Here is a 22,847-nt window from a genome sequence, read left to right as displayed (position 1 = left end):
GCATGCTCCTCAGGCCGGGCGGAACAGGGTGAGACTGCCGCCCGAGATCTCGGCGACCTCGCCCTCGAGCGTCTCGGTCTCGAACGGGTCCTCGCGCGCGGTATCGAGCACGCGCACCCAGCGCGCACCGGCATTGCCGCCGGGCAGCGTGAAGCGGACCTGCTCGGCAGCGTTCATGACCACGAAGACCGGACGCCCGCCGTCGAGGAAGGCCTCGCGGTTCGAGTAGTCGATGCGCGCGCCCAGCACGTGCAGCCCCTCCTCGTTCCACAAGGCATCGTCCATCGCGCGGCCGTCGGGCTGGAACCAGGCGATCTCGATGCGCTCGTCCTCGGCGACCTCGCCCTGCAGGAAGCACTCCTGCGAGAGCACCGGGAACTCGCGGCGCAGCGCGATCATGCGTGCGCAGAAGTTGCAGAAGGCATCGTCGGCGTTGGCCCAGTCGACCCAGCCCAGTTCGTTGTCCTGGCAGTAGACGTTGTTGTTGCCCTGCTGGCCGTTGCCGATCTCGTCGCCCGAGAGGATCATCGGCACGCCCTGGCTGACCAGCAGCGTCGCCATCATCGAGCGGCGCCGCAGTCGCCGGGCGAGCAGGATTGACGGGTCCTCGCTCGGTCCCTCGACGCCCATGTTGTCGGAGAGGTTGTGGCTGTGCCCGTCGGCCCCGCCCTCGCCGTTCGCCTCGTTGTGGCGCTCGTTGTAGGAAACGGTGTCCATCAGCGTGAAGCCGTCGTGCGCGGCAAGGAAGTTGATCGAGCTGGTCGCGCCGCGGTCGGAGTGGTTGAACTGCACCGGCGAGCCGATCAGCGCGCCCGCGAGATCGCCGACGAGGCCCTTGTCGAGCCGCCAGAAACCGCGCGCGCTGTCGCGGAACTTGTCGTTCCATTCGCGGAAGGGATAGGGAAAGCCGCCTACCTGGTAGCCCCCCTGCCCCACGTCCCATGGTTCGGCGATCAGCTTGACCGAGGCCAATACCGGGTCCTGCCGGATCGCATCGAAGAAGCCGCCCTCGCGGTCGAAGCCTTCCGCCTCGCGGCCCAGCGTCGAGGCGAGGTCGAAGCGGAACCCGTCGACGTGCATCACCTGCACCCAGTAGCGCAGCGAATCGAGCACCATGCGCAGCACCATGGGATGCGCGACCGAGAGCGTGTTGCCGCAGCCGGTGGTGTCGAAGCTGTAGCGCGGATCCTCGGGCGAGAGCAGGTAGTAGCTCGCGTTGTCGAGGCCGCGAAAGCTGAGCGTCGGGCCGCGCTCGGACCCTTCGGCGGTGTGGTTGTAGACCACGTCCATGATCACCTCGATCCCGGCGCGGTGGAAGCGCTTGACCATGTCCTTGAACTGCCTGATCGCGGGCGCGGCACCAGCCCCCTTGCGCAGGAAACGGGTCTCGGGCGCGAAGAAGCCGAGGCTCTGGTAGCCCCAGTAGTTCGACAGGCCCCGGTCAAGCAGCAGGCGATCATCGAGGAAGTAGTGACAGGGTAGCAGCTCGATCGCCGAGACACCCAGCTTGAGCAGGTGCTCGATCACCGCGTCGCTGGCCATGCCCGCGTAAGTCCCGCGCAGCTCCTCGGGCACGCCGGGATGCGCCATGGTGAGGCCGCGCACGTGCGCCTCGTAGATCACGGTATCGGTCCAGGGCCGCGCGATGGCGCGGTCGCCCTCCCAGTCGAAATCGGGGTCCTGCACCACGCCCTTGACCATGAAGCGCGCGGAATCGCGCGTATCGAAGCTGAGATCGTCGCCGGTCGCGAGATCGTAGCCCCACAAGGCATCGTCCCATTCGATCCGCCCCGACAGCTCGCGCGCATAGGGATCGAGCAGGAGCTTGTTGGGGTTGAAGCGGTGGCCTTGCGCCGGGTCGTAGGGGCCGTGGGCACGATAGCCGTAGAGCTGGCCTGGGCGCACTCCGGGCAGGTAGCCGGAAAACACCGAGCCCTCGCGCGAGGGCAGTTCGAGCCGGGCGGTTTCCTCGCTCCCGGTCTCGTCGAAGAGGCAAAGTTCGATTGCCTCGGCATTCTCTGAAAAGACGGCGAAATGGGTGCCGTTCCCCGTGAACTCGGTCCCGAGTTCGTTGATCATGCGGTCAGGCCGGGCAAACGTGAAGCTCATGGGGACACCTCCGCTGCACCTGCGAAAAGCGACGAGGTGCCGAAGCCGCAAACCCGCTTGCAGGCAATGCGTTCCCGGACAGGCGAAGCTGCCCGGGAAACGCCCCCAGCTTACGGTTGCGACCCGTCGGAGTTGGTTAGGTACCGAGCATTGCGATCACCGTCCCTGCGGCAATCGCGATGCCGTAAGGAAGGCGGTCGAAGTTGTCCTGCGGCTTCATCCGGATCGGCTTGCGCATGGCGCGGCGCACCGCGAACCAGACGGCGAAGAGACCCAGCCCGCAAAGCGAGACCATGAGCAGCAGCGAGCCTGCCTGCGAAAGCGTGAACCAGGCCGCGCAGGCAGCGTAGAACTTGGCGTCGCCCCCGCCGAGCATGCCGAACCTGAAGAGCACCATGCCCACGAGAAGCGCGATGACCATGTGTAGCGCGTGCCAGCCGAGTGCCTCGAGGCCGCCGCTCCAGATCGCGACGCCGAGCCCTGCCAGCGCGACCACGGCGCAAAGCCAGTTCGGGATCACCCGGCGCGAGACGTCGGACCAGCTCGCGAAGAGGCAGGCCGGGACGAGTACGAAGAGAGGTACGAGTGCGGTATCCATCTCAGCGGCGCGCCTCGTTGGCATCGCCCTTCAGCTCGACGCGCACCAGCGGCTGGAATGCAGGATTATTGCCGATGAAGGCGACGGTGCGCGCGCCGGGCTCGGCCTTCGCTGCCACCAGCTGTTCGGCGGCATCCTCCTCGAGGCTCGCATCGTCGGCCTTGGTCTTCGGCTTTTCGCGAGCGGCCACTTGCGGCAATCTGCCCGAAGTCGCCACGGCGCGGTCGCCGGGCATCGAGCGGATCGAGACCATCCCGCGCGAGACGCGGGTCAGGCGCGGACCGGGAGCCTCGGCCTGCGCGCTGGTGGCGACAGGCTTGGCAGACGCCGCCGCCCTTGCGGCAAGCGCGCGGGTTTCGGCATCGCGCTGGCGCCGGGCAAGCGCAGAACCCAGCAGCCTGTCGAGGTTGGTCGCATAAGTCGCCTTTGCCGGGTCTGCCGCGATGGCGAGCCGGAAGGCGCGCTCCGCCGCATCAAACTGGCCAAGGCGCGCATAGGCGACGCCGAGCCCGTTGCGCGCGGGTGCCGGGGCCTCGCCCGAGGCGAGCGCGACGCGAAACAGCGTCACGGCTTCCTGGTCACGCCCGGCCATGAGCGCAGTGCGGCCCTGCTCGGTCGCCGAGCCGAGCGCGAGATCGGGCCCCGGATCGGAATTGCGCACGCGGTACTCGGTCTTGGCATCGTGCTTGAGCCCCAGGAACTTCAGGGTCCCGCTGCAGCCCGGCAACATGGCCAGCACCAGCGCGATCCCGACGATCCTTCCCCCCCTCAGTCGATTCATGTCAGCCTCCGGTCATTTGCGGAATGAGGATGCGCACGACGCGCACGGCAGCGGGCAGCATCAGCGTGCCGATCATCGTGGGCAGCATGCAGGCCACCAGCGGCACCGAGATCAGCACCGGGATGCGGTGTGCCTTTTCCTCGGCACGCATGCGCCGCTTCTCGCGCATCTCTGCGGCGTAGACGCGCAAGGTCGTGGCGATCGAGGTGCCCAGCTTGTCCGACTGGATGAGCAGCGTGGCGAAGGACGAGATCTCGTCGACGCCCGCATCTGCGGCCATGCGGCGCAGCGCGACCTCGCGCGAGGCGCCGGCGCGCAGCTGCATCGTGGTGCCCACCAGCAGGCGCGAGACCAGCGGGTGCGAGAGCACCATCTCGCGCCCCACGCGGTCGAGCGCGGCCTCGAGCCCGAGCCCCGCCTCGATGCACACCAGCATGAGGTCGAGGCTGTCGGGAAAGCCGTTGGTGATTTCTCGGCGGCGGCGGTCGGCGCGCATGCGCACGTAGATATTGGGGATGTAAAGGCCCAGCGCCGCGCAGACCGTGCCGGTGAAATAGAGCTTCATCAGCCCCACCTCGCCCGAGCCCATGTACATCGCCCCCACCGCCAGCAACGGCAGGACGATCACGAGCACCAGCCGCACGAGCGTATAGACACGCGGCGCGCCCGGGCTCTCGAAGCCAGCCTCGCGCATCTGCTTGGTCAGCGCGTCGGACTTGGTGTCGGTGAGGTTGAGACCCGCCTTCTCGATGCGGTCGGCAAGGCGCGCCCAGGCATCGTTGGTCGAACGGCGCAGGCTGTCGGGCGAGGAACTGCGCGTCGCGGTCTTGCCGATGACGCTCAGCTCGCTGCGCACCGAGGCGCGCTGCGAGGCGACGAGCAGCAAGGTCAGCGCGATCCCGAAGACGAGCGCGAAGATCACGCCGAGAACGGCGAGGCGTCCGATGTCGCTGGTGGCGATGAAGTTCAGCATGTCACACCTTGAGGTCCGTGAGACGACGGATCGCGTAGACGCCGATACCCCACAGGATGATCAGCGAAGGGAAGCCGATCACGAAGATCCGGTCCTGTGCGACGTCGAGATAGAAGGAAGGATTGACGAGAAACATCGAGACCAGCGTGAAGACCGGCAGCACGGTCAGCATCAGGCCGGTCATGCGCCCTTCGGAGCTGAGCGCGCGCACCTTCATGTAGAGCGCGGCGCGGTCGCGGATGACCGTGGTGAGGTTCTCGATGATCTCGGCGAGGTTGCCGCCGGTCTCGCTCTGCACCGAGACGCACACGACGAACATGCGCATGTCCTCGAGGTTCCAGCGTTCGGCCATCGCCATCAGCGCGTCGTTGAGCTCCGCACCATAGGCGACCTCGTCGGAGACCAGGCCGAATTCGGAACCGACCGGGTCCTCCATCTCCTCGGTGATGATCGAGATGGCGGACGCGATCGGGTGCCCTGCACGCAGCGAGCGCGAGAAGATGTCGAGCGCGACGGGGAACTGCTCCTCCATCCGGCGACGGCGCTTCTCGGCCTTGCGGGCGATGAGCATGTAGGGAATGCCGATGCCCGCCGCGAGCGCGAGAACTAGCGCGAGCTGGACCACACCGAAGGTGATGGTGATGTGCACCGCGAGCAGGATCACCAGCAGGCCGACGAAGATGCCGACCACCGCGGTCGCCATGCGCAGCGCCATCTGGCGCGCCTCGACGCGCACCCCGGCCATCATCACCGTGCGCACGAAACCGACGTAGCGCTTCTGCCACCAGGGCGCGTCGGGCGCGAGGTGCGGCGGCGCGTTCTTGAGCAGGTCATAGACAACCACCTCGCGGTTGTGGCCCTGACGCAGCATCTTGAGGCGCAGGTTGACCGCCGCGCTCTCGGCACGGTGCGCCCAGATCACGCGCATCACCACCTGCGCGATGACGAAGACGGCAATGAAGATCGCGATCATCACGCCGAGCCTGACCATGAGCGCGGTCATCGTCCGGCGATCCTTGCATGGTGGCGGAACAGCTCGGGATCGAGGTCGATGCCGTGGGCGGAAAGCTCGGCCATGAACTTGGGGCGGATGCCGGTGGCCTCGAAGTAGCCGGTGACGTTGCCCGCCTCGTCGCGCCCGGTCTGCTTGTAGCGGAAGATTTCCTGCATGGTGATGGTCTCCCCCTCCATGCCGGTGATCTCGCTGAGCGAGAGGACCTTGCGCTTGCCGTCCGAGAGACGCCCGATCTGCAGTACCACGTTGATCGCGGCGGCAATCTGCGAGCGCACCGAACGCGCCGAGATCTCGATCCCGCTCATGCCCACCATCTGCTCGATACGCGAGAGCGCATCACGCGGGGTATTGGCGTGGATCGTGGTCATCGAGCCATCGTGGCCGGTGTTCATCGCCTGGAGCATGTCGAAGGCCTCGCCGGCGCGGCACTCGCCCAGGATGATGCGGTCGGGTCGCATGCGCAGCGCGTTCTTGACCAGTTCTCGCTGGCTGACCTCGCCCTTGCCCTCGATGTTGGCGGGGCGCGTCTCGAGCCGGGCGACGTGGTCCTGCTGGAGCTGGAGTTCGGCCGAGTCCTCGATGGTGACGATGCGTTCGCGCGGGTCGATGTAGGTCGAGAGCGCGTTGAGCATCGTCGTCTTGCCCGAGCCGGTACCGCCCGAGATGATGACGTTGCGGCCCGACAGGACGATGCCCTTGAGCACCTCGGCCATTGGCGCGACCATCGAGCCGTACTCGATCATCCGGTCCATGCTGATCGGCTTCTTCGAGAACTTGCGGATCGAGAGCAGCGCGCCGTCGATGGCGAGCGGCGGAACGATCGCGTTGACGCGCGAGCCGTCGGGCAGGCGCGCGTCGACGAAGGGCGAGGATTCGTCGACGCGGCGGCCGACGGCACTGACGATCTTCTGGATGATGCGCAGCAGGTGGCGCGCGTCCTGGAAGCGGGTCGGCACCTTCTCGAGCACGCCGTAGCGCTCGACGAAGACCGAATCCGGACCGTTGACGAGGATGTCGTTGATCGTCTCGTCCTTGAGCAGCGGCTCGAGCGGGCCGAGCCCGAGCAGCTCGTCGAGCACCTCTTCGCACAGCATCGCGCGCTCGGCGCGGTTGAGCATCTCGGACCGGTCGGCGAGCATCTCGCTGACGATGACGGTAACCTCGCTCGCGATTTTCTCGCGCGGCATCTTGTCGAGCACCGAGAGATTGATGCGGTCGAGCAGCTCGCGGTGGATCTCGATCTTGAGACCCGAAATGCGCGCGTCGGGCGCGGCTTCTGCAGGCTCGGGCTCGGCGGAAGTGCCCGGCGTCGCGGCGGGCGCGCTGGGCGCTGCGAGCGGCGGCGCTGCGAGCAGGTCCTCGACCGGCTGCTCGTCGATCTCCGGAGCGGAACGGCGCAATTGCCACATGGTCAGTCTCCCCTCTTGAGGCGGGTTTCGCGCAAGGCTGCACCCAGCGCGCGCACGTCGGCGGCGAAGCGGCTCTTGCGCTGCAGGTCGCTGGCGAGCTTGCCCTGGTTCTGCGCGGTGCTCACCAGCGGGGCCTCGAGCGCGACTGACCCCAGCACCGCATGGTCGAGCGTCTTGGCGACGTCGTCGACACCTATGGTGCGGAACAGGCGCTTCTCGACACGGTTGACCACGACCTGCACCGCCTCGGGATCGATCCCGACCGAATCGAACAGGTCGAGCCGGCGCTTGGCCTGGCGCAGGCTGGCGACCGAAAGCTCGACGACCATGACGATGGAATCGGCCGCGAGCGCGGCGGAGAGCGTCCAGCTCGTCCAGTTCGCGGGCAGGTCGAGCACGACATAGGCATAGCGCCGGCGCAGCATGCGGATGACCCGCAGCAACTGGTCGGTATCGACCGCCTCGAGCGGCATGATCGCCTCGGGTGCGGCGATGACCGCAAGGCCGTTGCCGGCATCGCTCGCCACCGAGGCGAGGAGCTGCTCGTCGAGACGGCTGCCGGCATCGAGCAGGTCGTCGATCTCGCCGCGCGGCGAAATACCCAGGAACGCCCCGACATTGCCGAACTGCAGGTCGAGGTCGACGATGACCGCGCCCTTCCCCTCGCCTGCCTGCATCGCATGATCGGCGAGATCGGAGGCGAGCTGGGTCGCGATCGAGGTCGCGCCGCTGCCGCCGATCGAGCGCGTGACCGCGACCAGCGGGGCAAGCGCGGTCTCGGCCTTGCGCTCGAGCTTGCGCTCTCCGGCGTGGCGCGCGCTGATGTCGAGCGAGATGCGGGTCAGCTCCTCGACCTCGAAGGGCAGCGAGACGACATCGGCGACGCCCTGGCGCAGCAGCGCCCGCACAAGCGCGAGGTCGGCATTGCCGATCGCAGCGACCACGGGCAGGTCGGGATGGCCCTCGCGCACCGTGGACAGGCGGTCCATCGAGCGCGGGTCGGCCGGATCGACCTCGAGCACGAGGATGCCAGCGCGCGCGACCAGCGCCTCGGGCAGCGGGGCTACCGGGGCGAGCGGTTCGAGCGAGAGGCCCAGAAGCGCATCGCCCGCACCCGAGGCCTCGAGCACGTCGATCCACGAGGCGGCGGCGAGCACGAGGATAGCGCCTGTCGCACTCATCGTGCCGTCCCTTCCTGCGTGAGCCAGATTTTCATTCTTTCCCATAGCCTTGACCTAGTTCGAGACGGAGCCGGTGCCATCTTCCATGGTGAGGGAGCGGCGCACGTCCGGCAGGCTCAGCGTAATGCCGAGCAGCGAAATGGCGGTGAAGTCGACGTCGACCAGCGCCACGGTGACCACCGGGGCCAGCGCCATGTCGGGATCGGCGGCATAGCCGATGCCCGAGCCGGCATATTCGACGTTGAGATTGGCCGCCGCGACCGAGGGCGCGAAGTCCTGGACACGCGCGAGCACGTTGGCGAAGGCGGCGGACTGGAACGAGGTGCTGACGCAAGGCGAGCTCGCACACGTGCAGCCCGCGGAAGTGCACACTTCCCTGCCGAACGCCTCGCGGCAGATCGGATCACCCGGGGTCAGCGCGACCCCGCCCGAGCACGAGGTATTGCCCACGTAGCTGGTGGTGGTCAGCCCGCCCTCGACCGGATTGGTGACGACCGCGAAGCGCACGCCCATCTGCGCCGCCTTCTCGAGCTGGTTGACGTTCCAGGCATAGCGCCCGACGTCGATGATCCCGAGCAGGAACAGCAGCATCAGCGGCAGCACCAGCGCGAACTCTGCAGACGTCGCGGCGCGGCGGTCCCGGGCGAAGTCCGCGAGGGACACGAGGCGGGCAAGGCGCATCACAGCCCGATCACCGCGGTGCTCGCCGAAGCGTTGAGGTTGAGGCTGGATTCGAACAGCCCCAGCGTCTCGAACAGCGAGGGATAGGTGAGCGAGGCCGCCGCGACGGTCACCGTCGCGCCCTTGCCCGTGCCCACGCCTGCGAGCGAGGTGTAGATGCCGGTGTCGAGATAGCTGTCGCAGGCGATCGTCACCGTGACCTGATTGTTGTTCGACCAGCCCGGCACGACCGGGCTCGCCGAACTGTCGGTCAGCTGGCCGGTGCGGGTGTAGAGCGCGATGTTCGAGGTCGTCGTGCCCGAAGTCGGGCAGACATCGCTCATCGGCAGGCGCGAGGCGTAGCGCGCGCCGTTGCGGACCGCTTCGACGACCTTGTGCTCGGTCCAGAAGAAGTGCCCGGCCTCGAAGGCGCTGAACAGGATCAGCACGAGCAGCGGCACCATCAGCGCCATCTCGGCGGCGGCGGCCGCTGTCGTGTCGCGCAGCAGGCGCAGGTGGATGGGGACAGAGCGGGTCATCGCAGCAGCACCGCCTTGTTGCGCCCGTAGTACTGGAAGGCATTGTCGCCGCCGGGCGTCGTTGCCGGGCCGATCACCTCGGCATAGATCTGCGAGGCGCGGGTATAGGGCGTGGAGCGGGCAAACGAGGGCTCGGTGAGGAACACGTCCATCCAGTTCTTGACCGAGAACTCGTGCGCGCCGCCGGTATCGCTGCTGCAGTCGACCACCGCGACGGTGATCACGCGCCGGTCCTTGGCGGTCGGGTGATAGGTGCCCTTGATCGCGCTGGGATAGGAACAATAGTTCTTCCAGGTGACGTCGCAGCCACGGCCCTGCGGATTGCAGCCCGAAACTTCGGCCGCATCGCTATCGTTGACCAGGGTCGGCTGCAGGCCGCTGGACGGATTGTCGCGCTCCCACTGGTAGATGTCCCAGCGCGAGGAGAGGTTCGTGGGCACCGCGGGATGGCTGTCGAGATAGGCAGTGCGGCCCCAGATCCCGTCGCCGAAGTTGCCCCCGGAGCAGGTTCCGACCGAGTTTGTCGTACCGGTGTTATGGCAGTCGTCGCGCGGGAAACCCTCGAGCTTGCCGACGCTGGCCGGGACCTGCGTCCACTCGGTCACGTTGACCCGGTCGACACCGGTAGGCTTGGTATAGCCGGAATTGCCCGCATCGGCATCGCATCCCGGATTGGCGGGAAGTGCCGCCGCCGGATCGATGTTGCGAAAGACGTATTCCTCCAGCCGCACGAGGTCCTTGCGGGTGCTCGCCGCCGGGCAGTTGTCGCCGTTGCTGGCACAGTCGGCGGGACGCAGCGAAGAGGTGTAGATGTCGAAGCGGGTGTTGAGGTAGTCGGGCGCGCTGGCGATGTTGCCCTGCTGCGCGGTGACGGTCGAGCCGCCGACGCAGACCGGGGCGCCTTCGTTGCCGCCGAGCAGTGCCTTGACCGCATTGGCGCCGTTGCCGAAGTCGAGGTAGCCGAAGGTGCCCGGCTGCCACTGGCCCGAGGAACCGGGCTGGAGCAGCACGCCCTTGCCCACGTCTGCGTCGGTCGGAAACTGCTGGCCTGCCGGACCGCAGACCATCATCGGCGGGGTCTTGCAGATCGAGGACTGCAGGCCCGCGACCGCTGCTGCGGCGACGTCGGCCGACGACAGCGCACCCACGATCGGGGTCAGCGCGAAAAAGGCCTGGCGGGCATTGATCGAGACCTGCACGACGGTTGCATCAGCATCGGCGGTCGTCGCCGAGCCGAATGTGTCGTTGGCGGAGTCGTAGCCGTCATAGAAGGTGAAGGTGACCCCGGTGATCGCCGAGGTCTCGCCCTGCCCCGAATGCGCGAGCAGCGTGCGGTTGACGAGCGAGGAGCTGGAATTGGCGAAGTAGCTGGTGACCGCCGCCTGCGCGCGCGAGACCGCGCCCGCGCGCTGGTCGAGCTGCGTCGCCGCCGCGATCGCGGCCTCGTCGGCGGCGTTCTGCAGCTCGGTATCGACCGTCACCAGCCGGGCGTAGTCGAAGGCGAGCCCGCCGACCGCGACGAGCGCGAAGAGCGCCAGCGCGTAAGTCGCCGCGACCGCGCCGCGCCGGTCCTCGATCAGATCGTGAAGGAAACGCCCGGACATGACCCCAGCCTCCTCTTCGTCTTGCTCAGTTGCCCCCCGAACCGGAGCCCGAGCCGGTCAGGGACTTGCTGGTACGCGTGCGGTCGGGCTGCTTGACCTTGTCTTCGCGGTAGCGCTCGACCGCCTGTCCGGCATGCTCGGCATGGCCCTCGGGCAGCGGCGTGTCGTAGACCGGATCGGGGTCGATGACCTGTGCCGCCATGGTCATGCGGTTGGCCTCGCCGAAGTTGTCGGGGCCGCCCATGTAGAAGTCGCCGTCGGGCGTCGCGCAGCCGGAGAGCGAGAGCCCCGCGCCCAGCGACGCGGCCAGCAGTGCGGTGCGAACCATGGTCTTGCGATCAGAACTCATAACCGTCTCCCTGCTTGACCGGCGAGGCATCGCTCGGCGGCGGTGCGCCGTTGGGTTCGAGTTCCTTCGGGGCATAGGCCTGGCCCGCCATGAAGGTGTTGAGCTCGCCCGGATCGGGCACGCGGTCGGTCGGCAGGCGCACCTGGTCGGGCCGGATCGGCGCGACGAGACGCGGGGTGACGACGATCAGCAGCTCGGTCTCGCCCTTCTGGAAGTTGCTCGAACGGAACAGCGAACCGATGATCGGGATCGAGCCAAGGATCGGCACCTGATCGACCGTGGTCTGGAAGTCGCGCTGGAGCAGACCGGCAATCGCGAAGCTCTCGCCGTCGCGCAGCTCGAGCGTGGTGCTCGCGCGGCGGGTGCGCAGGCCCGGGATGGTGATGTTGCCTACCGTCACCGCCGCGTTCGGGTCGAGCGCGCTGACTTCAGGCTCGACGATCATGCTGATCGTCTTGTCGCCCAGCACCGTCGGGGTGAACGCGAGAGAGACGCCGAAGGGCTTGAACTCGACCGTGATCGCCCCCTGCCCGTTGACGCCGCTGCCGCCACCGCTCTGCACGACCGGCACGGGGAACTCGCCGCCCGCGAGGAACGAGGCCTTCTCGCCCGAGAGCGCGATGAGCGTGGGCTGGGCGAGCGTCTTGGCCATCCCGCGGGTTTCCAGCGCATTGAGCGTGGCGTCGATGTCGAGCCCGCCGAGGCTGAAGGCCTTCTGGAAGATGCCGAAGGTATCGGTGATCGCCGATAGTCCGAGGATGCCCGGGTTCGACACCGAGGTGATCTCGGAGACGCCGCCGCCCGGCAGCGGCACCGTGGTGGTGGTGGTGACTTCGTTGGGCACGAGCTGCGCGCCCTTGCCGATGGCCGAGCGGAAGGAATTGCCCTGGACGAAGGCGCTGACGCCCACTTCCTTGCCGGTCGAGCGGTTGACCTCGGCGAAGCGGACCTCGAGCATGACCTGCTGGCTCGAACCCATCGCGACGAGGTTGATCACCTTGTCGCCGGCGAAGGCATGAGCGAGCTGGGCAGCGCGATCGGCAGCGCCCGCGCTCGAAACCATGCCGGTCAGCACGATCGAGTCGTTGGATATCTGCGCCTGGACATCGTCGCCCGGCAGCATGCGCTTGAGCTGGTCGTTGAGCCCTTCGGCATCGGGGCCGACGGCAACGTCGAGGATCGAGATCACCCGGCCCGCGGCATCGTAGAGCGTCAGGCTGGTGGTGCCCATCTTCTTGCCCAGCACATAGACCGAGCGGTCGGTGACGGGCAGGATATCGGCGATCTCGGCGCTGCCGATCATGGCCTTGGCGATGGCGCGGTCCGAGGAGAGGACCTGGCTCTTGTTGAGCGGAACCTCGAGGGTCCCGGCGTGGAGGCTGTCACCGGCATAGGCCTGCGCCATGACCGGTTGCGAGAGGATGGCGAGCGGGGCCGAAGCCAGCGCGAGCGCGATTGCCGCCTTGCGATTAATAGCCACGTTGCACCTCGTAATCACTGGGCTCGGCGCCGCGGAAGATCGTCATCGTCGGGCCGAAGCGGCGCGGGGCCGGCTTGGCGACGGTGCTCACGCGGCGGGCGGGAGCGGCAATGGCAGCCACCGCAGGCGCAGGCGCCGTGGCGGTCTTGCCGATGCGGAAGTTGCGGGTGGAAAGCTGCGGCGGCACCACGGTCGAGAACTCGGTCACGGTGGTGTCGGCGGCGTTGCGCAGCGCGAGGCTGAGCACGCCAAGCTGCTGCGAGAGCGCGAGCTTCTGCGCGCCGAGCGTATCGACCTGGAGCGTGACGGTCTTGCCGACGGTGGGCTCGGTGCTCTTGTCGTTGGCATCGACGTCGACGGCGAGGACCGGGACCGCGGTCAGCACCACGTCGGTCATCTTGTCGTCGTTGGCAGCGCCATCGCCCGGAATCTTGCGGGTGAGCAGGACGTCGACCATGTCGCCGGGCCGCACGAAGCCGCCTGCTGCGGCGACCGCGCTGGCGGGAACCGCGACCGCGAACTGGCCCTTGGGCAGGTTCGCCGAGAGCGTGGGACGCCCGGAAAGCTTGGATGTGAGGACCGGCTCGCCCGCGACGATCGGTCGCAGCGTCGCCTGTCCGCCCTTGATCGCGTCGGCCAGCGAGAGGATCGCCCCCTCGGGCACCGAACTGGCGGGCCAGCTGACGAGCTTGACGTTCTGTTCGTTGAGAACCGTGCCGAAGGGCAATTCGGCTGCAGCAACTACGATCTGGCGCAGTTCCTGCTGCTTGGCGACTTGCGCCTGTTTTTCCTCGACGCCCGAGAAGTAGGCGTTGGTAACGACGACCGCGATGATGCCCAAGAGCATGGCGACCGCAATGAGGATCAGATTTCGTCCCTGCACTGGAACGTCCCCCCCGAGACAATTTCCCCAAAAAAGGTAAAATGGCCCCGCCGCAAGTAAGCGGCGAGGCCAATTGGATCAGCAGGTCTCAACGTCGCCGATGCAGGTCGTTGCTTCAGTCATCGAGGTCGAGATCGCACCGCCGAGAGCGAACGCAGCAGCACCGATGCCAGCGCCGACGACGGCGAGGATCAGGGCGTATTCGGCAGCCGAGGCACCGGCTTCGTCGGCGAAGAAAGCGTTAAGGAACTTGGTCATAGGATACTCCATCTTCATGGCGCACGGCTCCCCACTCCCCAAAGCGAGAAAAAGCCGGGCTAGACTAAGAATTCAGGTGACCGGCGATTAACCCCCGGACCCCCCTTTGTCCTCACGAAGTGCGCTTTTGGAACCGACGCGACCTTGTTTTGTTTAAGAACCGGGTACTGGACGCCAGTTCCTCTTGCGTGGATCCCTCGCTGTGGACGTCCTTATTGGGCCTCGAAACACTAAGTAGGTCAACTGATTTCAAATTCCCAAATGGGGACTATAAATTGCCACGCGATTCCAGTGAGATAGCACTTATCACTATTAAATATAATGGTTAATCGAGATTATGCCTTGCAGGTGATCCGGTCGATTCGAACGGCGAATCGAGTGATTCGGGCATTAACGGAAGCTTAGTGGGATCGTCGTATCGATTAATTGAAGCCCATTCGCGGGCACTAAATCAGTGTTAACCAGTAAACACGAAGTCTTGGTCAGCGGAGCGACAATATGCCGGCGCAGCTTATTCGGAATGGTCTGGTCCATTGGCCCCGTCTCGCCACGGTGCTGACCGCGATGCGCCATGGCTTTCTCGAACGCAGCCGCGCCCTCGCCAACCGGCTCGACACCGGCATCGCCCCGCTGCTCGACGGCTGGATCGCGCTCGTCGCGCTGGTCACTCTCGCCAAGGTCGCGCTGGCCGGGCCGCAGGCAGGCGGGATCGGCGCCAGCCTCGCGATGGCCTTTCCCTTCCTGCTCGCCGCCATGGCCCCGGTGCTGGGCTACCGCATCGCAGCTGCTGCCTTCCCGCGCGGCACGATGTATGCCCAGCCGCGCCTGCGCCTCGCGCGCTACGGACTGTGGCGCGATCTCGATGCGCTCGGCGCACGCAATCACCGCTATTTCGGCCCCGCGGGCATCCTCGTCTCGCTGATCGCAGGCATCCTGCTGAACGTGCCGTTCCGCACCGGCGAGTTCCTGCTGGCCATGCCCGCCATGCCCGTCGATGCGCCGCAGTGGGCCTCGACGATGCTTTTCGCGATGACCTTCGACCTCGTGGTGATGAACTTCCTCTACATGGTCTGCTTCGTCATGGCGCTGCGCGCGGTGCCCTGGTTTCCGCGCATGCTCGGCGCCGCCTGGTTGATCGACATCTGCATGCAACTGTCCATCGCGCACGAGGTCGCAAATGCGCCCCACCTGCCCGAGGCGGTGATCGCCCCGCTGCTCGAGATGCTCGACGGTAACCTCCACAAGGTGCTGATCTCGATCGGGCTCTGGCTGCCCTACCTGATCCTGTCCGAGCGGGTGAACGTGACGTACCGTCACCGCGTACGCGCCTGACCCTTCCCCCCAGCGGGCGCGAGTGGCAGAATGGCCCTACGTGCACCGGGTGGGGGGCCTCTCGCATCATGAACAGACTGAAGACCACTCTCGCCATGCGCTGGCTCGATGGCCAGCGCGTTCGCGCCTATAGCGTGATCGTCCTTGTCTGCGCCCTGCCCAGCCTCTGGATGTTCCACCAGCAGGCCCTCGGCACGAACGGCAGCGACTTTCTCGCGTTCTGGTCGGCAGGCAGGCTCGTCGTCGCGGGCACGGCGGCAAGCGCCTACGACACTGCCGCGACGATGGCCGTGCAGGGCGCGGCGATGGCCGGATCGGGCAGCGCGATCGGCACGAGCGAGGTCTTCGCCTTCGTCAATCCGCCCCAGTTCCTCTTCTTCGCAAGCCCGCTGGGGCTGTTCTCCTATCCGCTGGGCTGGTGGGTCTGGACGCTGGCGACCTATCTGCTGTGGTTTCTCGCCTCGCGCCGCATTGCGCCGCGCCTTGCCCTGCCCGTCGCAGCCTTCCCCGGCGCGATCATGGCGGCATGGCACGCCCAGACGGGGCTTTTGACGAGCGCGTTTCAGGCCGGCATCGCCACCAACCTGCGCCGCCGCCCCTGGCTGGCGGGCGCGTGTTGCGCAATGCTGGTGATCAAGCCGCACCTCGCCCTGCTCCTGCCGGTCGCCTTTATCGCCGGGCGGCACTGGCGCGCCTTCGCGGGCGCGGCGCTTGGCGTCATCGCCTTCACCCTCGCGACGTGGCTGGTCTTCGGCAGCGACGTCATGCTCGCCTATCCGCGTAGCTGGGCGGACAGCCGCGAACTGATGGAGACGGGCAGCGACACCTTCTTCGTGCGACAGGTCACGGTCTATGCCTTCGTACGCCTCCTTGCCGGACACGAGGCCGCAGTCGCCGCGCAACTGGCGGCAAGTTCGCTGGTAATCGTCGCAAGCTGGATCGCCTGTCGCAAAAGCGCTTCCATCGAGGGGCAGATGGCCTTCGTCCTTGCCGCGACGCCGCTCGCGACGCCGTACCTGTTCAGCTACGACCTGCCGTTTCTGGTCCTGCCCGTGGCATGGCTGGCGACGCGTCGGCTCGCCGGGGCGCCGGGAGCACCTTCGCGCGCAGTCCTTGCCCTGCAGTACATGGCCCCGCTGCTGTGCCGAAGCGCGGCGCTGCCCATGGGCATGAACCTCACGCCCTTTGCCTGCGCATGGCTGGCCGGGCTGGTCTGGCGACAAGTGCAGGCGGATATCCGCGAGGAAGCAACTGCAACCCCGGCGGCTGCGGTCACTGCGGCCACTGCCGGTGCTGTAACCTGAAACGCTGCGCGCGGATCAGGGGACGAGCTCGTCGCCCTGCGCGCGCGCCAGAATGACCATGAAGCGCCCCTCGGGATCGCTGAAGTGCTCGAGCGTCTCCCAGCCGCCCGCGAGCAGCAGGGTCGCCGCGCTGCGCGGGTCGTACTTGTGGCTGTTTTCGGTGTGGATGGTCTCCCCGCGCGCCATCTCGACGCTGCGCCCGCAGACCTCGAAGGCAATGTCGCGCGTCGCCTCGAGGTGCATCTCGATGCGCGAGCGCTGCGCGTTCCAGCGTGCAAGGTGGCGCAGGTCCTCGAGCGGTATCGTCCCTTCGAGCTCGCGGTTGATGCGCGTGGCAAGATTGAGGTTGAACGCCGCCGTCACCCCGCTGGCATCGTCGTAGGCCTCGACCAGTTCGCGCTCGGCCTTGATCCGGTCGAAACCGATCAGCAGGTAGCTGCCCGTACCCAGCGTCTCGCGCATCGAGCGCAGCAGCTCGGTCGCGTCGTAAGGCTCGAGATTGCCGATGGTCGAGCCGGGGAAGAAGCCGAGACGGCCCGCCCCTGCGGTCTCGCGCGGAAGGCGCACCGGGCAGGTGAAGTCGGCCTCGAGCGGATGGATCGCGAGGTCGGGATAACGCTGCGCCAGGACCTCGCAGGATTCGCGCAGGAACTCGCCCGAGATATCGATCGGCACGTAGGCATCGGCCCAGATCGCGTCGAGCAGGAGCGGCGTCTTGGTCGCACTCCCCGCGCCGAACTCGACCACGGCATAATGCGTCGAGCCCAGCATGCGGCCGATGCGGGTCGCATGGGCCATGAGAATGCCGGTCTCGGTACGCGTGGGGTAGTACTCGGGGAGCCGGGTGATCTCCTCGAACAGTTCGGAGCCACGATGATCGTAGAACCAGCGCGCGGGGATCACCTTCTGCGCCTGCGCGAGCCCTTCGAGAACGTCAGCGCGGAAGGCAGGTGAAGCGCCCGATCGCTGCCCCCTGCCCGTCTCGGTCTCAAGGGGGATATCGATCAGTTCGCTCATGCCTGTCGCCATCGTTCAGCTATCCTTTGCCAGCCTCAGCCCGGTGAACTGCCAGCGTTGGTGGGGGTGGAAGAAGTTGCGGTATGTGCGCCGCGAATGCCCGCGCGGTGTCGCGCAGCTCGCGCCCTTGAGCACGCACTGGCCCGACATGAACTTGCCGTTGTACTCGCCCACCGCGCCCTCGGCGGGCTGGTAGTGCGGATAAGGCAGATAGGCCGAACGGGTCCATTGCCAGCAATCGCCGAAAAGCCCGGGTGCGCCGGTGGGATTGACCGAACCGAGCCGGGTATCGGCATCGAGCTGGTTACCGCCCGCAGGATCGTGATCGCCGGCGATGGTTTCCCACTCGAATTCGGTCGGCAGGCGTGCCCCCGCCCAGGTGGCGAAGGCATCGGCCTCGTAGAACGAGATATGGCCAACCGGCGCGTCGGGGTGACGCTCCTTCCAGCCGCCAAGGGTGAAGGCCTCCTCGCCGCGCCAGTACATCGGTGCCTCGATGGCGTTCTCGTTGACCCATGCCCAGCCGTCGGAGAGCCATGGGCCCGGATCGTGATAACCGCCATCGTCGATGAAGGCCTGCCACTCGCGGTTGGTAACGAGCGCCGCCGAGAGCGCGAAAGGCTCCACCAGCACACGATGAGCGGGACCTTCGTTGTCGAAGGCGAACCCGGTGCCGTCATGTCCGACAATGGCAATTCCGCCGGGGTGCCCATGCCAGGCATTGAGCACCGCGAGCGCCTCGCTCTCCTGACAACCACTGGCATATGTCGGGCCAAGCGGGTTCTGCGCGAGCGCGTGCTTGATGTCCGTGAGCAGGAGCTCCTGGTGCTGCTGTTCGTGGTTGAGCCCCAGCTCGACAAGCTGCGCCACGCGCCCCGAGGGATCGCGCCCCTGCTCGAGCAACCCGTACATGGCCGCATCGACGTAGGCACGATAGGCCATGACCGCGTCGAGCGCAGGGCGCGAGAGCATTCCGCGACTGGGCCGGGCGTGACGCGGCCCCTCGGCCTCGTAATAGGAATTGAACAGGAACGGCCAGTCGGCGTCGAACAGGCGATAGCCGCTCATGTGGTCGCGCAGCACGAAGGTCTCGAAGAACCAGGTAGTGTGCGCCAGGTGCCACTTGGCGGGCGAGGCGTCGGGCATCGACTGGATGGTCGCGTCGGCGTCGCTGAGTGGCTCGACGAGCCGCACGCTTTGCGCGCGAATCTGCGCGAAACGCTCGGCGAGCGTGCAGGGCTGTGGCGCCCTCTCCCGGTCTGTTGCAAGTTGCATGTCCCGACAACGGCTTGCCCCGCCTGCAGGTCCCGGCTTAACCGGCAGACGTTCTCCTGCCGCGACGAGCCGAGTATCGCAGCGGACCAGACGAGTTCGCGCAGCCTGCAACCGGCTTGCGCGTTGCAGTCTCAAACCAACACGAGGAGAGAGCCTGTGATCACCGTCCACCATCTCGAGAATTCGCGCTCGCAGCGCGTGCTGTGGATGCTCGAGGAACTGGAACTGCCTTACGAGGTCCGCCGCTACGAGCGCAATGCGAAGACCATGCTGGCACCGCCCGAGCTCAAGCGCGTCCATCCGCTGGGCAAGTCGCCGGTGATCGAGGACGAGGGCCTGACGCTGATCGAGACCGGCGCCATAGCCGAATATCTCGTCGAGAAGGCGGGCGGCAGGCTCGGCGCGCCCGGCGACCAGCAGGGCAAGCTGCGCTACCGCCAGTTCCTGCACTATGCGGAGGGCTCGCTGATGCCGGTTCTCTTGTTGCAGCTCGTGCTCTCGAAAATCCCGCTCATGGGCAAGCTCGCCATCCGCAAGCTGCGCCCGATGATCGAGGTGCACTTGCGCTTCGTCGAGAGCGAGCTCGCGCAGCACCCCTGGTTCGCGGGCGGCGAGATGACCGCCGCCGACGTGCTGATGAGCTTCCCGCTCGAAGCCGCTGCCGCACGCGCAGGGCTCGGCGACGATTATCCGCACATCCGGCTGTGGCTCGAAAAGGTCCACGCCCGGCCCGCCTACCAAAGCGCGCTCAAGGCGGGCGGAGACTACGCCTACGCGTGATGTGCGGCACCGCGCTGGCGCGCGATACGGGTCATCGTGGCTCAAGCCGGAGTTTCCCGCGCTCAAGGATAACTCGCTTTCGCCTTGCGATTCAGTCGCTAGATGCAGGATGCAACACGCCGGGCAAGGTTCGACGCCCCGGCTGACATTCAAGAGTTCGGGACGCATCCACATCATGCCACAAGTCTTCGCCGGCGCCGAGCGCCTCCGCCTGCCGCTCGCTGCCATTGCGGGTGCCATCGTCACCACGGTTGCGCTGGCACCCGCCGCCCATGCCACCGACGGCTACTTCCTCAACGGCAGCGGCGCCAAGGCCAAGGGCGCAGGCGGGGTCGAGATCGCGATGCCGCAGGACTCGCTCGCGATCGCGGTGAACCCGGCGGCAGCAACCGAACTGGGCCATCGCATGGACGTGGGCTTCGAGATCTTCGTGCCAGACCGCGGCGCGCGCATCGCGGGCAACGGCGCCGGGCTCGATGGTAACTACTCGGGCAACGGTGCCAACCCCTTCCTCCTGCCCGAAGGCGGCTACGTGCGCCCGCTCAATGAGTCGGTCTCGGTCGGCATCGCGATCAACGGCAACGGCGGGATGAACACCCATTACAAGACCAACCCGTTCGCCGCCTTCGGTGGCACCGGGTCGGCGGGCGTCAATCTCAGCCAGATCCAGGTCTCGCCCACGGTGGCGGTCAAGGTCGCGAAGGGCCAGTCGTTCGGCGTGTCGCCGGTGCTGGTGATCCAGGGCTTCGAGATGACCGGCGCGCAGCCTTTCGCCGCCTATTCGCAGGACCCGGCGAACTTCACCAACCGCGGTACCGACTGGTCGGCAGGCATCGGCGTTCGCCTCGGCTACCTCGGCTCGTTCGGCGACAAGGTGAAGCTCGGCGCATTCTACCAGTCCAAGATCAAGCCGGGCCGTTTCGACAAGTATGCCGGGCTCTTCGCGCAAGGTGGCAGCTTCGACGTTCCTGCCGCATGGGGCGCTGGCCTGTCGGTCAGGCCGCTGCCCGCGCTGACGCTCGGCGCGGACTACAAGCGCATCGAGTATTCTAATGTACAGGCGGTCGGCAACTCGATCGCCACGCTGTTCCAGGGCGTGCCCTTCGGCGGCGACGGCGGCCCCGGCTTCGGCTGGCGCGACGTCGACGTGTGGAAGGTCGGCGGCGTCTACCGCGCGAGCGAGGCGCTGACCCTGCGCGCAGGCTACGGGCACTCTGACAACCCGGTCCCGCGCGGCGAGACCATGCTCAACGTGTTCGCGCCGGGCGTTGTGCGCGGCCACTACACGCTGGGCGCGACGGTGAAGTTCGCCGACAATGCCGAAGTCACCGGCTACGTCATGCGCGCCCCGCGCCAGACGGTTCGCGGTGCCGGCTCGATCCCGGCAGCCTTCGGCGGCGGCGAGGCCGACGTCTACCTTGCCGAAACCGCGGTAGGCATGTCCTTCGGACTGACTCTCTAGGCGCGTCGCCCCCTGCCCGCAGGGTCTGGGGGGCATCGACGGCATAACAAAAGGGCACGTGCGCCATGCCGGCGACCGTGCCCTTTCGTTTTCACGTGCCGCCTTCATCCGTAGCAATCCGAGACCCTATCGGGGAAATCCCTGATAGGGCTTCACCCGTGTGTCCCGCATCCTGCCGAGGCGAACCCTCTCGATTGCAAGGACCGGACGCTGCCCATGGACGATGTGAAGACGCCTGCCGCCCCCTCCCCTGCCCAGACCGATCTTACCCGGCGCAAGCTCCTGCTCGGCACCGGCCTTGCCGCCACGCTGCCGGTGATCGGCTCGCTCGCCGCCCCGACCCCGCTGCGGGCGCAGGCAGGCACGTCCAGGCACCCCAACATCCTCGTCATCTGGGGCGACGACGTGGGGATGTGGAACATCAGCGCCTACCATCGCGGGATGATGGGCCACAACACGCCCAATATCGACCGCATCGCCGCCAAGGGCATGCTGTTCATGGACCACTATGCCCAGGCCTCGTGCACCGCCGGGCGCGCCGCCTTCCTTACCGGCCAGTACCCGATCCGCACCGGCCTCAGCACGGTCGGCCTGCCCGGTTCCGAGCTTGGTCTGCAAAAGGAGGACCCGACGCTCGCCGAAATGCTCAAGCCGCTTGGTTATGCCACCGGCCAGTTCGGCAAGAACCATCTCGGCGACCGCGACGAGCACTTGCCCACCGCTCACGGTTTCGACGAGTTCATGGGGATTCTCTATCACCTCAATGCCGGGGAATATCCCGAGCAATACGACTATCCCAAGGAGAACCCCGCCTTCCAGCAGCGCGGCGTCATCCATAGCTGGGCCGACGGCAAGGGCGGTCAGCGGATCGAGGACAAGGGCCCCTTCGGGCAGGAACGCCAGCGCCATCTCGACGATGAATTCCTGACCGAATCCAAGCGCTTCATCACCGATGCGGCACAGTCGGGCAAACCCTTCTTCGTGTGGCACAACACCACCCGGATGCATTACCGCACCAACCTGCCGCCCGAATACGACGGCGTGTCCGGCTACGGGCTCTATTCCGATGGCATGCAGCAGCTCGACGATCAGGTCGGCCAGTTGCTCGATCTCGTCGAGGCGCTGGGCATTGCCGACAACACCATGATCATGTTCTCGACCGACAACGGCGCAGCTTCCAACTCGTGGCCCGATGGCGGCAACCAGCCCTTCCATGGCGAAAAGGGCGTGGGCGGCTACGAGGGCGGCTTTCGCGTGCCGATGATGGTCTCGTGGCCCGGCCATGTTCCCGAAGGCACCACCACCGGCGAGTTCATGACGATGGAGGACTGGGTCCCCACGATCATGTCGGTGCTAGGCCAGCCTACGCTGGTGCAGGATCTCAAGGGTGGCAAGTCCATCGGCGGCACCCGCTACAAGGTCCATCTCGACGGGGTCGACCAGACCGAGCTGCTCTCCGGGCGCGGACCGACGAAGCGCAAGGAGTTCTACTATTTCACCGAAACGACCCTGCACGGGTTGCGATACGGCGACTGGAAGTTCCTGTTCAAGGAGCAGGACAAGTGGTTCAACGGCGTTCAGCAGCAGATGGTGACCCCTTATATCACCAACCTCAAGCTGGACCCCTTCGAACGCTTCTACGAGGCACGCGGCTACGACGAATGGCAGGAGAACCATTCCTGGACATTGGGCCCGGCCGGACAGCAGGTCGCCCGGTTCATGGCCACGCTCAAGGAGTTCCCCCCGCGCCAGAAGAGCTTCGATCTCGACGTCGATGCAATGATGGACGAGGCCTACAGCGCCCAGACCAACTAAGCGCCCGCGCCTATTCCCGTAAG

Annotated in this window: 21 protein-coding genes; 5 read left to right on the top strand and 16 right to left on the bottom strand. The window is 66.8% G+C overall.

Translation table 11 applies throughout. The features are described 5' to 3' along the window. Positions 1-9 precede the first annotated feature (9 nt). The 14 genes from glgX to I5E68_RS06315 all read right to left on the bottom strand — a co-directional run bounded on the left by glgX (position 10) and on the right by I5E68_RS06315 (position 13,839). Positions 10-2,109 carry a glycogen debranching protein GlgX gene (glgX, locus tag I5E68_RS06380; RefSeq protein WP_197162175.1) on the bottom strand — a complete coding sequence of 700 codons (2,100 nt, stop codon included), beginning with the start codon at positions 2,107-2,109 and terminating at the stop codon, positions 10-12. 136 nt (positions 2,110-2,245) lie between these two features. Then, a complete protein-coding gene (locus I5E68_RS06375) occupies positions 2,246-2,707 on the bottom strand; it encodes an A24 family peptidase (protein ID WP_197162173.1) in 462 nt (153 codons plus the stop codon). A gap of 1 nt (position 2,708) precedes the next feature. Then, positions 2,709-3,488, bottom strand: a complete 780-nt coding sequence (locus I5E68_RS06370; RefSeq protein ID WP_197162171.1) for a tetratricopeptide repeat protein — start codon at positions 3,486-3,488, stop codon at positions 2,709-2,711. A gap of 1 nt (position 3,489) precedes the next feature. Further along, positions 3,490-4,461 carry a type II secretion system F family protein gene (locus I5E68_RS06365; RefSeq protein WP_197162169.1) on the bottom strand — a complete coding sequence of 324 codons (972 nt, stop codon included), beginning with the start codon at positions 4,459-4,461 and terminating at the stop codon, positions 3,490-3,492. Position 4,462: 1 nt separating this feature from the next. Further along, complete coding sequence (locus I5E68_RS06360) at positions 4,463-5,464, bottom strand: type II secretion system F family protein (protein ID WP_197162167.1); 1,002 nt, start codon at positions 5,462-5,464, stop codon at positions 4,463-4,465. After that, positions 5,461-6,885, bottom strand: a complete 1,425-nt coding sequence (locus I5E68_RS06355; RefSeq protein WP_197162164.1) for a TadA family conjugal transfer-associated ATPase — start codon at positions 6,883-6,885, stop codon at positions 5,461-5,463. Before I5E68_RS06355 ends, I5E68_RS06360 begins: the two co-directional genes overlap by 4 nt. A gap of 2 nt (positions 6,886-6,887) precedes the next feature. Next, positions 6,888-8,066, bottom strand: a complete 1,179-nt coding sequence (locus tag I5E68_RS06350; protein ID WP_228726860.1) for a CpaE/TadZ family protein — start codon at positions 8,064-8,066, stop codon at positions 6,888-6,890. 54 nt (positions 8,067-8,120) lie between these two features. After that, the gene (locus I5E68_RS06345; protein ID WP_197162160.1) at positions 8,121-8,747 is read right to left on the bottom strand and encodes a TadE/TadG family type IV pilus assembly protein; all 627 of its coding nucleotides are present in this window, start codon (positions 8,745-8,747) and stop codon (positions 8,121-8,123) included. Next, the gene (locus I5E68_RS06340; RefSeq protein WP_197162158.1) at positions 8,747-9,265 is read right to left on the bottom strand and encodes a TadE/TadG family type IV pilus assembly protein; all 519 of its coding nucleotides are present in this window, start codon (positions 9,263-9,265) and stop codon (positions 8,747-8,749) included. Before I5E68_RS06340 ends, I5E68_RS06345 begins: the two co-directional genes overlap by 1 nt. Next, positions 9,262-10,869 (bottom strand): TadE/TadG family type IV pilus assembly protein, encoded by a 1,608-nt coding sequence (locus I5E68_RS06335; protein WP_197162156.1) that lies wholly within the window; start codon positions 10,867-10,869, stop codon positions 9,262-9,264. Before I5E68_RS06335 ends, I5E68_RS06340 begins: the two co-directional genes overlap by 4 nt. Before the next feature lie 25 nt (positions 10,870-10,894). After that, positions 10,895-11,218, bottom strand: a complete 324-nt coding sequence (locus I5E68_RS06330) for a hypothetical protein (protein ID WP_228726859.1) — start codon at positions 11,216-11,218, stop codon at positions 10,895-10,897. Beyond that, a complete protein-coding gene (locus I5E68_RS06325; RefSeq protein WP_323982103.1) occupies positions 11,208-12,698 on the bottom strand; it encodes a type II and III secretion system protein family protein in 1,491 nt (496 codons plus the stop codon). Before I5E68_RS06325 ends, I5E68_RS06330 begins: the two co-directional genes overlap by 11 nt. Further along, complete coding sequence (gene cpaB / locus I5E68_RS06320) at positions 12,688-13,581, bottom strand: Flp pilus assembly protein CpaB (protein ID WP_197162154.1); 894 nt, start codon at positions 13,579-13,581, stop codon at positions 12,688-12,690. The genes I5E68_RS06325 and cpaB overlap by 11 nt, the downstream gene beginning before the upstream one ends. Positions 13,582-13,659: 78 nt before the next feature. Beyond that, a complete protein-coding gene (locus tag I5E68_RS06315) occupies positions 13,660-13,839 on the bottom strand; it encodes a Flp family type IVb pilin (protein WP_197162152.1) in 180 nt (59 codons plus the stop codon). Positions 13,840-14,337: 498 nt separating this feature from the next. On the opposite strand from I5E68_RS06315, the gene I5E68_RS06310 reads away from it, so the two are divergent. Together I5E68_RS06310 and I5E68_RS06305 are read left to right on the top strand one after the other, a co-directional pair. After that, positions 14,338-15,171, top strand: coding sequence for a DUF2569 domain-containing protein (locus I5E68_RS06310; protein ID WP_197162150.1), 834 nt, complete (start codon positions 14,338-14,340; stop codon positions 15,169-15,171). A gap of 68 nt (positions 15,172-15,239) precedes the next feature. Then, positions 15,240-16,475, top strand: a complete 1,236-nt coding sequence (locus tag I5E68_RS06305; RefSeq protein WP_197162148.1) for a glycosyltransferase family 87 protein — start codon at positions 15,240-15,242, stop codon at positions 16,473-16,475. 15 nt (positions 16,476-16,490) lie between these two features. Here the strand turns inward: I5E68_RS06305 and egtD are convergent, their stop codons facing one another. Together egtD and egtB are read right to left on the bottom strand one after the other, a co-directional pair. Continuing rightward, positions 16,491-17,492 carry an L-histidine N(alpha)-methyltransferase gene (gene egtD, locus I5E68_RS06300; protein WP_228726858.1) on the bottom strand — a complete coding sequence of 334 codons (1,002 nt, stop codon included), beginning with the start codon at positions 17,490-17,492 and terminating at the stop codon, positions 16,491-16,493. 15 nt (positions 17,493-17,507) lie between these two features. Beyond that, positions 17,508-18,767, bottom strand: coding sequence for an ergothioneine biosynthesis protein EgtB (gene egtB / locus I5E68_RS06295; protein ID WP_197162144.1), 1,260 nt, complete (start codon positions 18,765-18,767; stop codon positions 17,508-17,510). A gap of 156 nt (positions 18,768-18,923) precedes the next feature. Between egtB and I5E68_RS06290 the strand changes: the two genes are divergently transcribed. The 3 genes from I5E68_RS06290 (at position 18,924) to I5E68_RS06280 (ending at position 22,824) form a co-directional block, all read left to right on the top strand. Continuing rightward, positions 18,924-19,547, top strand: a complete 624-nt coding sequence (locus tag I5E68_RS06290; protein ID WP_197162142.1) for a glutathione S-transferase family protein — start codon at positions 18,924-18,926, stop codon at positions 19,545-19,547. Between the two features lie 175 nt (positions 19,548-19,722). After that, the gene (locus I5E68_RS06285; RefSeq protein WP_197162140.1) at positions 19,723-21,009 is read left to right on the top strand and encodes an OmpP1/FadL family transporter; all 1,287 of its coding nucleotides are present in this window, start codon (positions 19,723-19,725) and stop codon (positions 21,007-21,009) included. 216 nt (positions 21,010-21,225) lie between these two features. Next, entirely contained in the window at positions 21,226-22,824 is a 1,599-nt protein-coding gene (locus tag I5E68_RS06280; RefSeq protein WP_197162138.1) for an arylsulfatase, read from the top strand. The last annotated feature ends 23 nt before the right edge of the window (positions 22,825-22,847 follow it).

This window comes from Novosphingobium aureum, from assembly GCF_015865035.1.
GTDB lineage: Bacteria > Pseudomonadota > Alphaproteobacteria > Sphingomonadales > Sphingomonadaceae > Novosphingobium > Novosphingobium aureum.
Note: the sequence above shows the minus strand (reverse complement) of the source record. Positions and strands in the feature narration are given on the sequence as shown.

Coding starts and splice junctions, on each gene's coding strand:
- glgX (WP_197162175.1), bottom strand. CDS start 2,109: ATGAGCTTCACGTTTGCCCGGCCTGACCGCATGATCAACGAACTCGGG.
- I5E68_RS06375 (WP_197162173.1), bottom strand. CDS start 2,707: ATGGATACCGCACTCGTACCTCTCTTCGTACTCGTCCCGGCCTGCCTC.
- I5E68_RS06370 (WP_197162171.1), bottom strand. CDS start 3,488: ATGAATCGACTGAGGGGGGGAAGGATCGTCGGGATCGCGCTGGTGCTG.
- I5E68_RS06365 (WP_197162169.1), bottom strand. CDS start 4,461: ATGCTGAACTTCATCGCCACCAGCGACATCGGACGCCTCGCCGTTCTC.
- I5E68_RS06360 (WP_197162167.1), bottom strand. CDS start 5,464: ATGACCGCGCTCATGGTCAGGCTCGGCGTGATGATCGCGATCTTCATT.
- I5E68_RS06355 (WP_197162164.1), bottom strand. CDS start 6,885: ATGTGGCAATTGCGCCGTTCCGCTCCGGAGATCGACGAGCAGCCGGTC.
- I5E68_RS06350 (WP_228726860.1), bottom strand. CDS start 8,066: ATGAGTGCGACAGGCGCTATCCTCGTGCTCGCCGCCGCCTCGTGGATC.
- I5E68_RS06345 (WP_197162160.1), bottom strand. CDS start 8,747: ATGCGCCTTGCCCGCCTCGTGTCCCTCGCGGACTTCGCCCGGGACCGC.
- I5E68_RS06340 (WP_197162158.1), bottom strand. CDS start 9,265: ATGACCCGCTCTGTCCCCATCCACCTGCGCCTGCTGCGCGACACGACA.
- I5E68_RS06335 (WP_197162156.1), bottom strand. CDS start 10,869: ATGTCCGGGCGTTTCCTTCACGATCTGATCGAGGACCGGCGCGGCGCG.
- I5E68_RS06330 (WP_228726859.1), bottom strand. CDS start 11,218: ATGAGTTCTGATCGCAAGACCATGGTTCGCACCGCACTGCTGGCCGCG.
- I5E68_RS06315 (WP_197162152.1), bottom strand. CDS start 13,839: ATGACCAAGTTCCTTAACGCTTTCTTCGCCGACGAAGCCGGTGCCTCG.
- I5E68_RS06310 (WP_197162150.1), top strand. CDS start 14,338: ATGCCGGCGCAGCTTATTCGGAATGGTCTGGTCCATTGGCCCCGTCTC.
- I5E68_RS06305 (WP_197162148.1), top strand. CDS start 15,240: ATGAACAGACTGAAGACCACTCTCGCCATGCGCTGGCTCGATGGCCAG.
- egtD (WP_228726858.1), bottom strand. CDS start 17,492: ATGAGCGAACTGATCGATATCCCCCTTGAGACCGAGACGGGCAGGGGG.
- egtB (WP_197162144.1), bottom strand. CDS start 18,767: ATGCAACTTGCAACAGACCGGGAGAGGGCGCCACAGCCCTGCACGCTC.
- I5E68_RS06285 (WP_197162140.1), top strand. CDS start 19,723: ATGCCACAAGTCTTCGCCGGCGCCGAGCGCCTCCGCCTGCCGCTCGCT.
- I5E68_RS06280 (WP_197162138.1), top strand. CDS start 21,226: ATGGACGATGTGAAGACGCCTGCCGCCCCCTCCCCTGCCCAGACCGAT.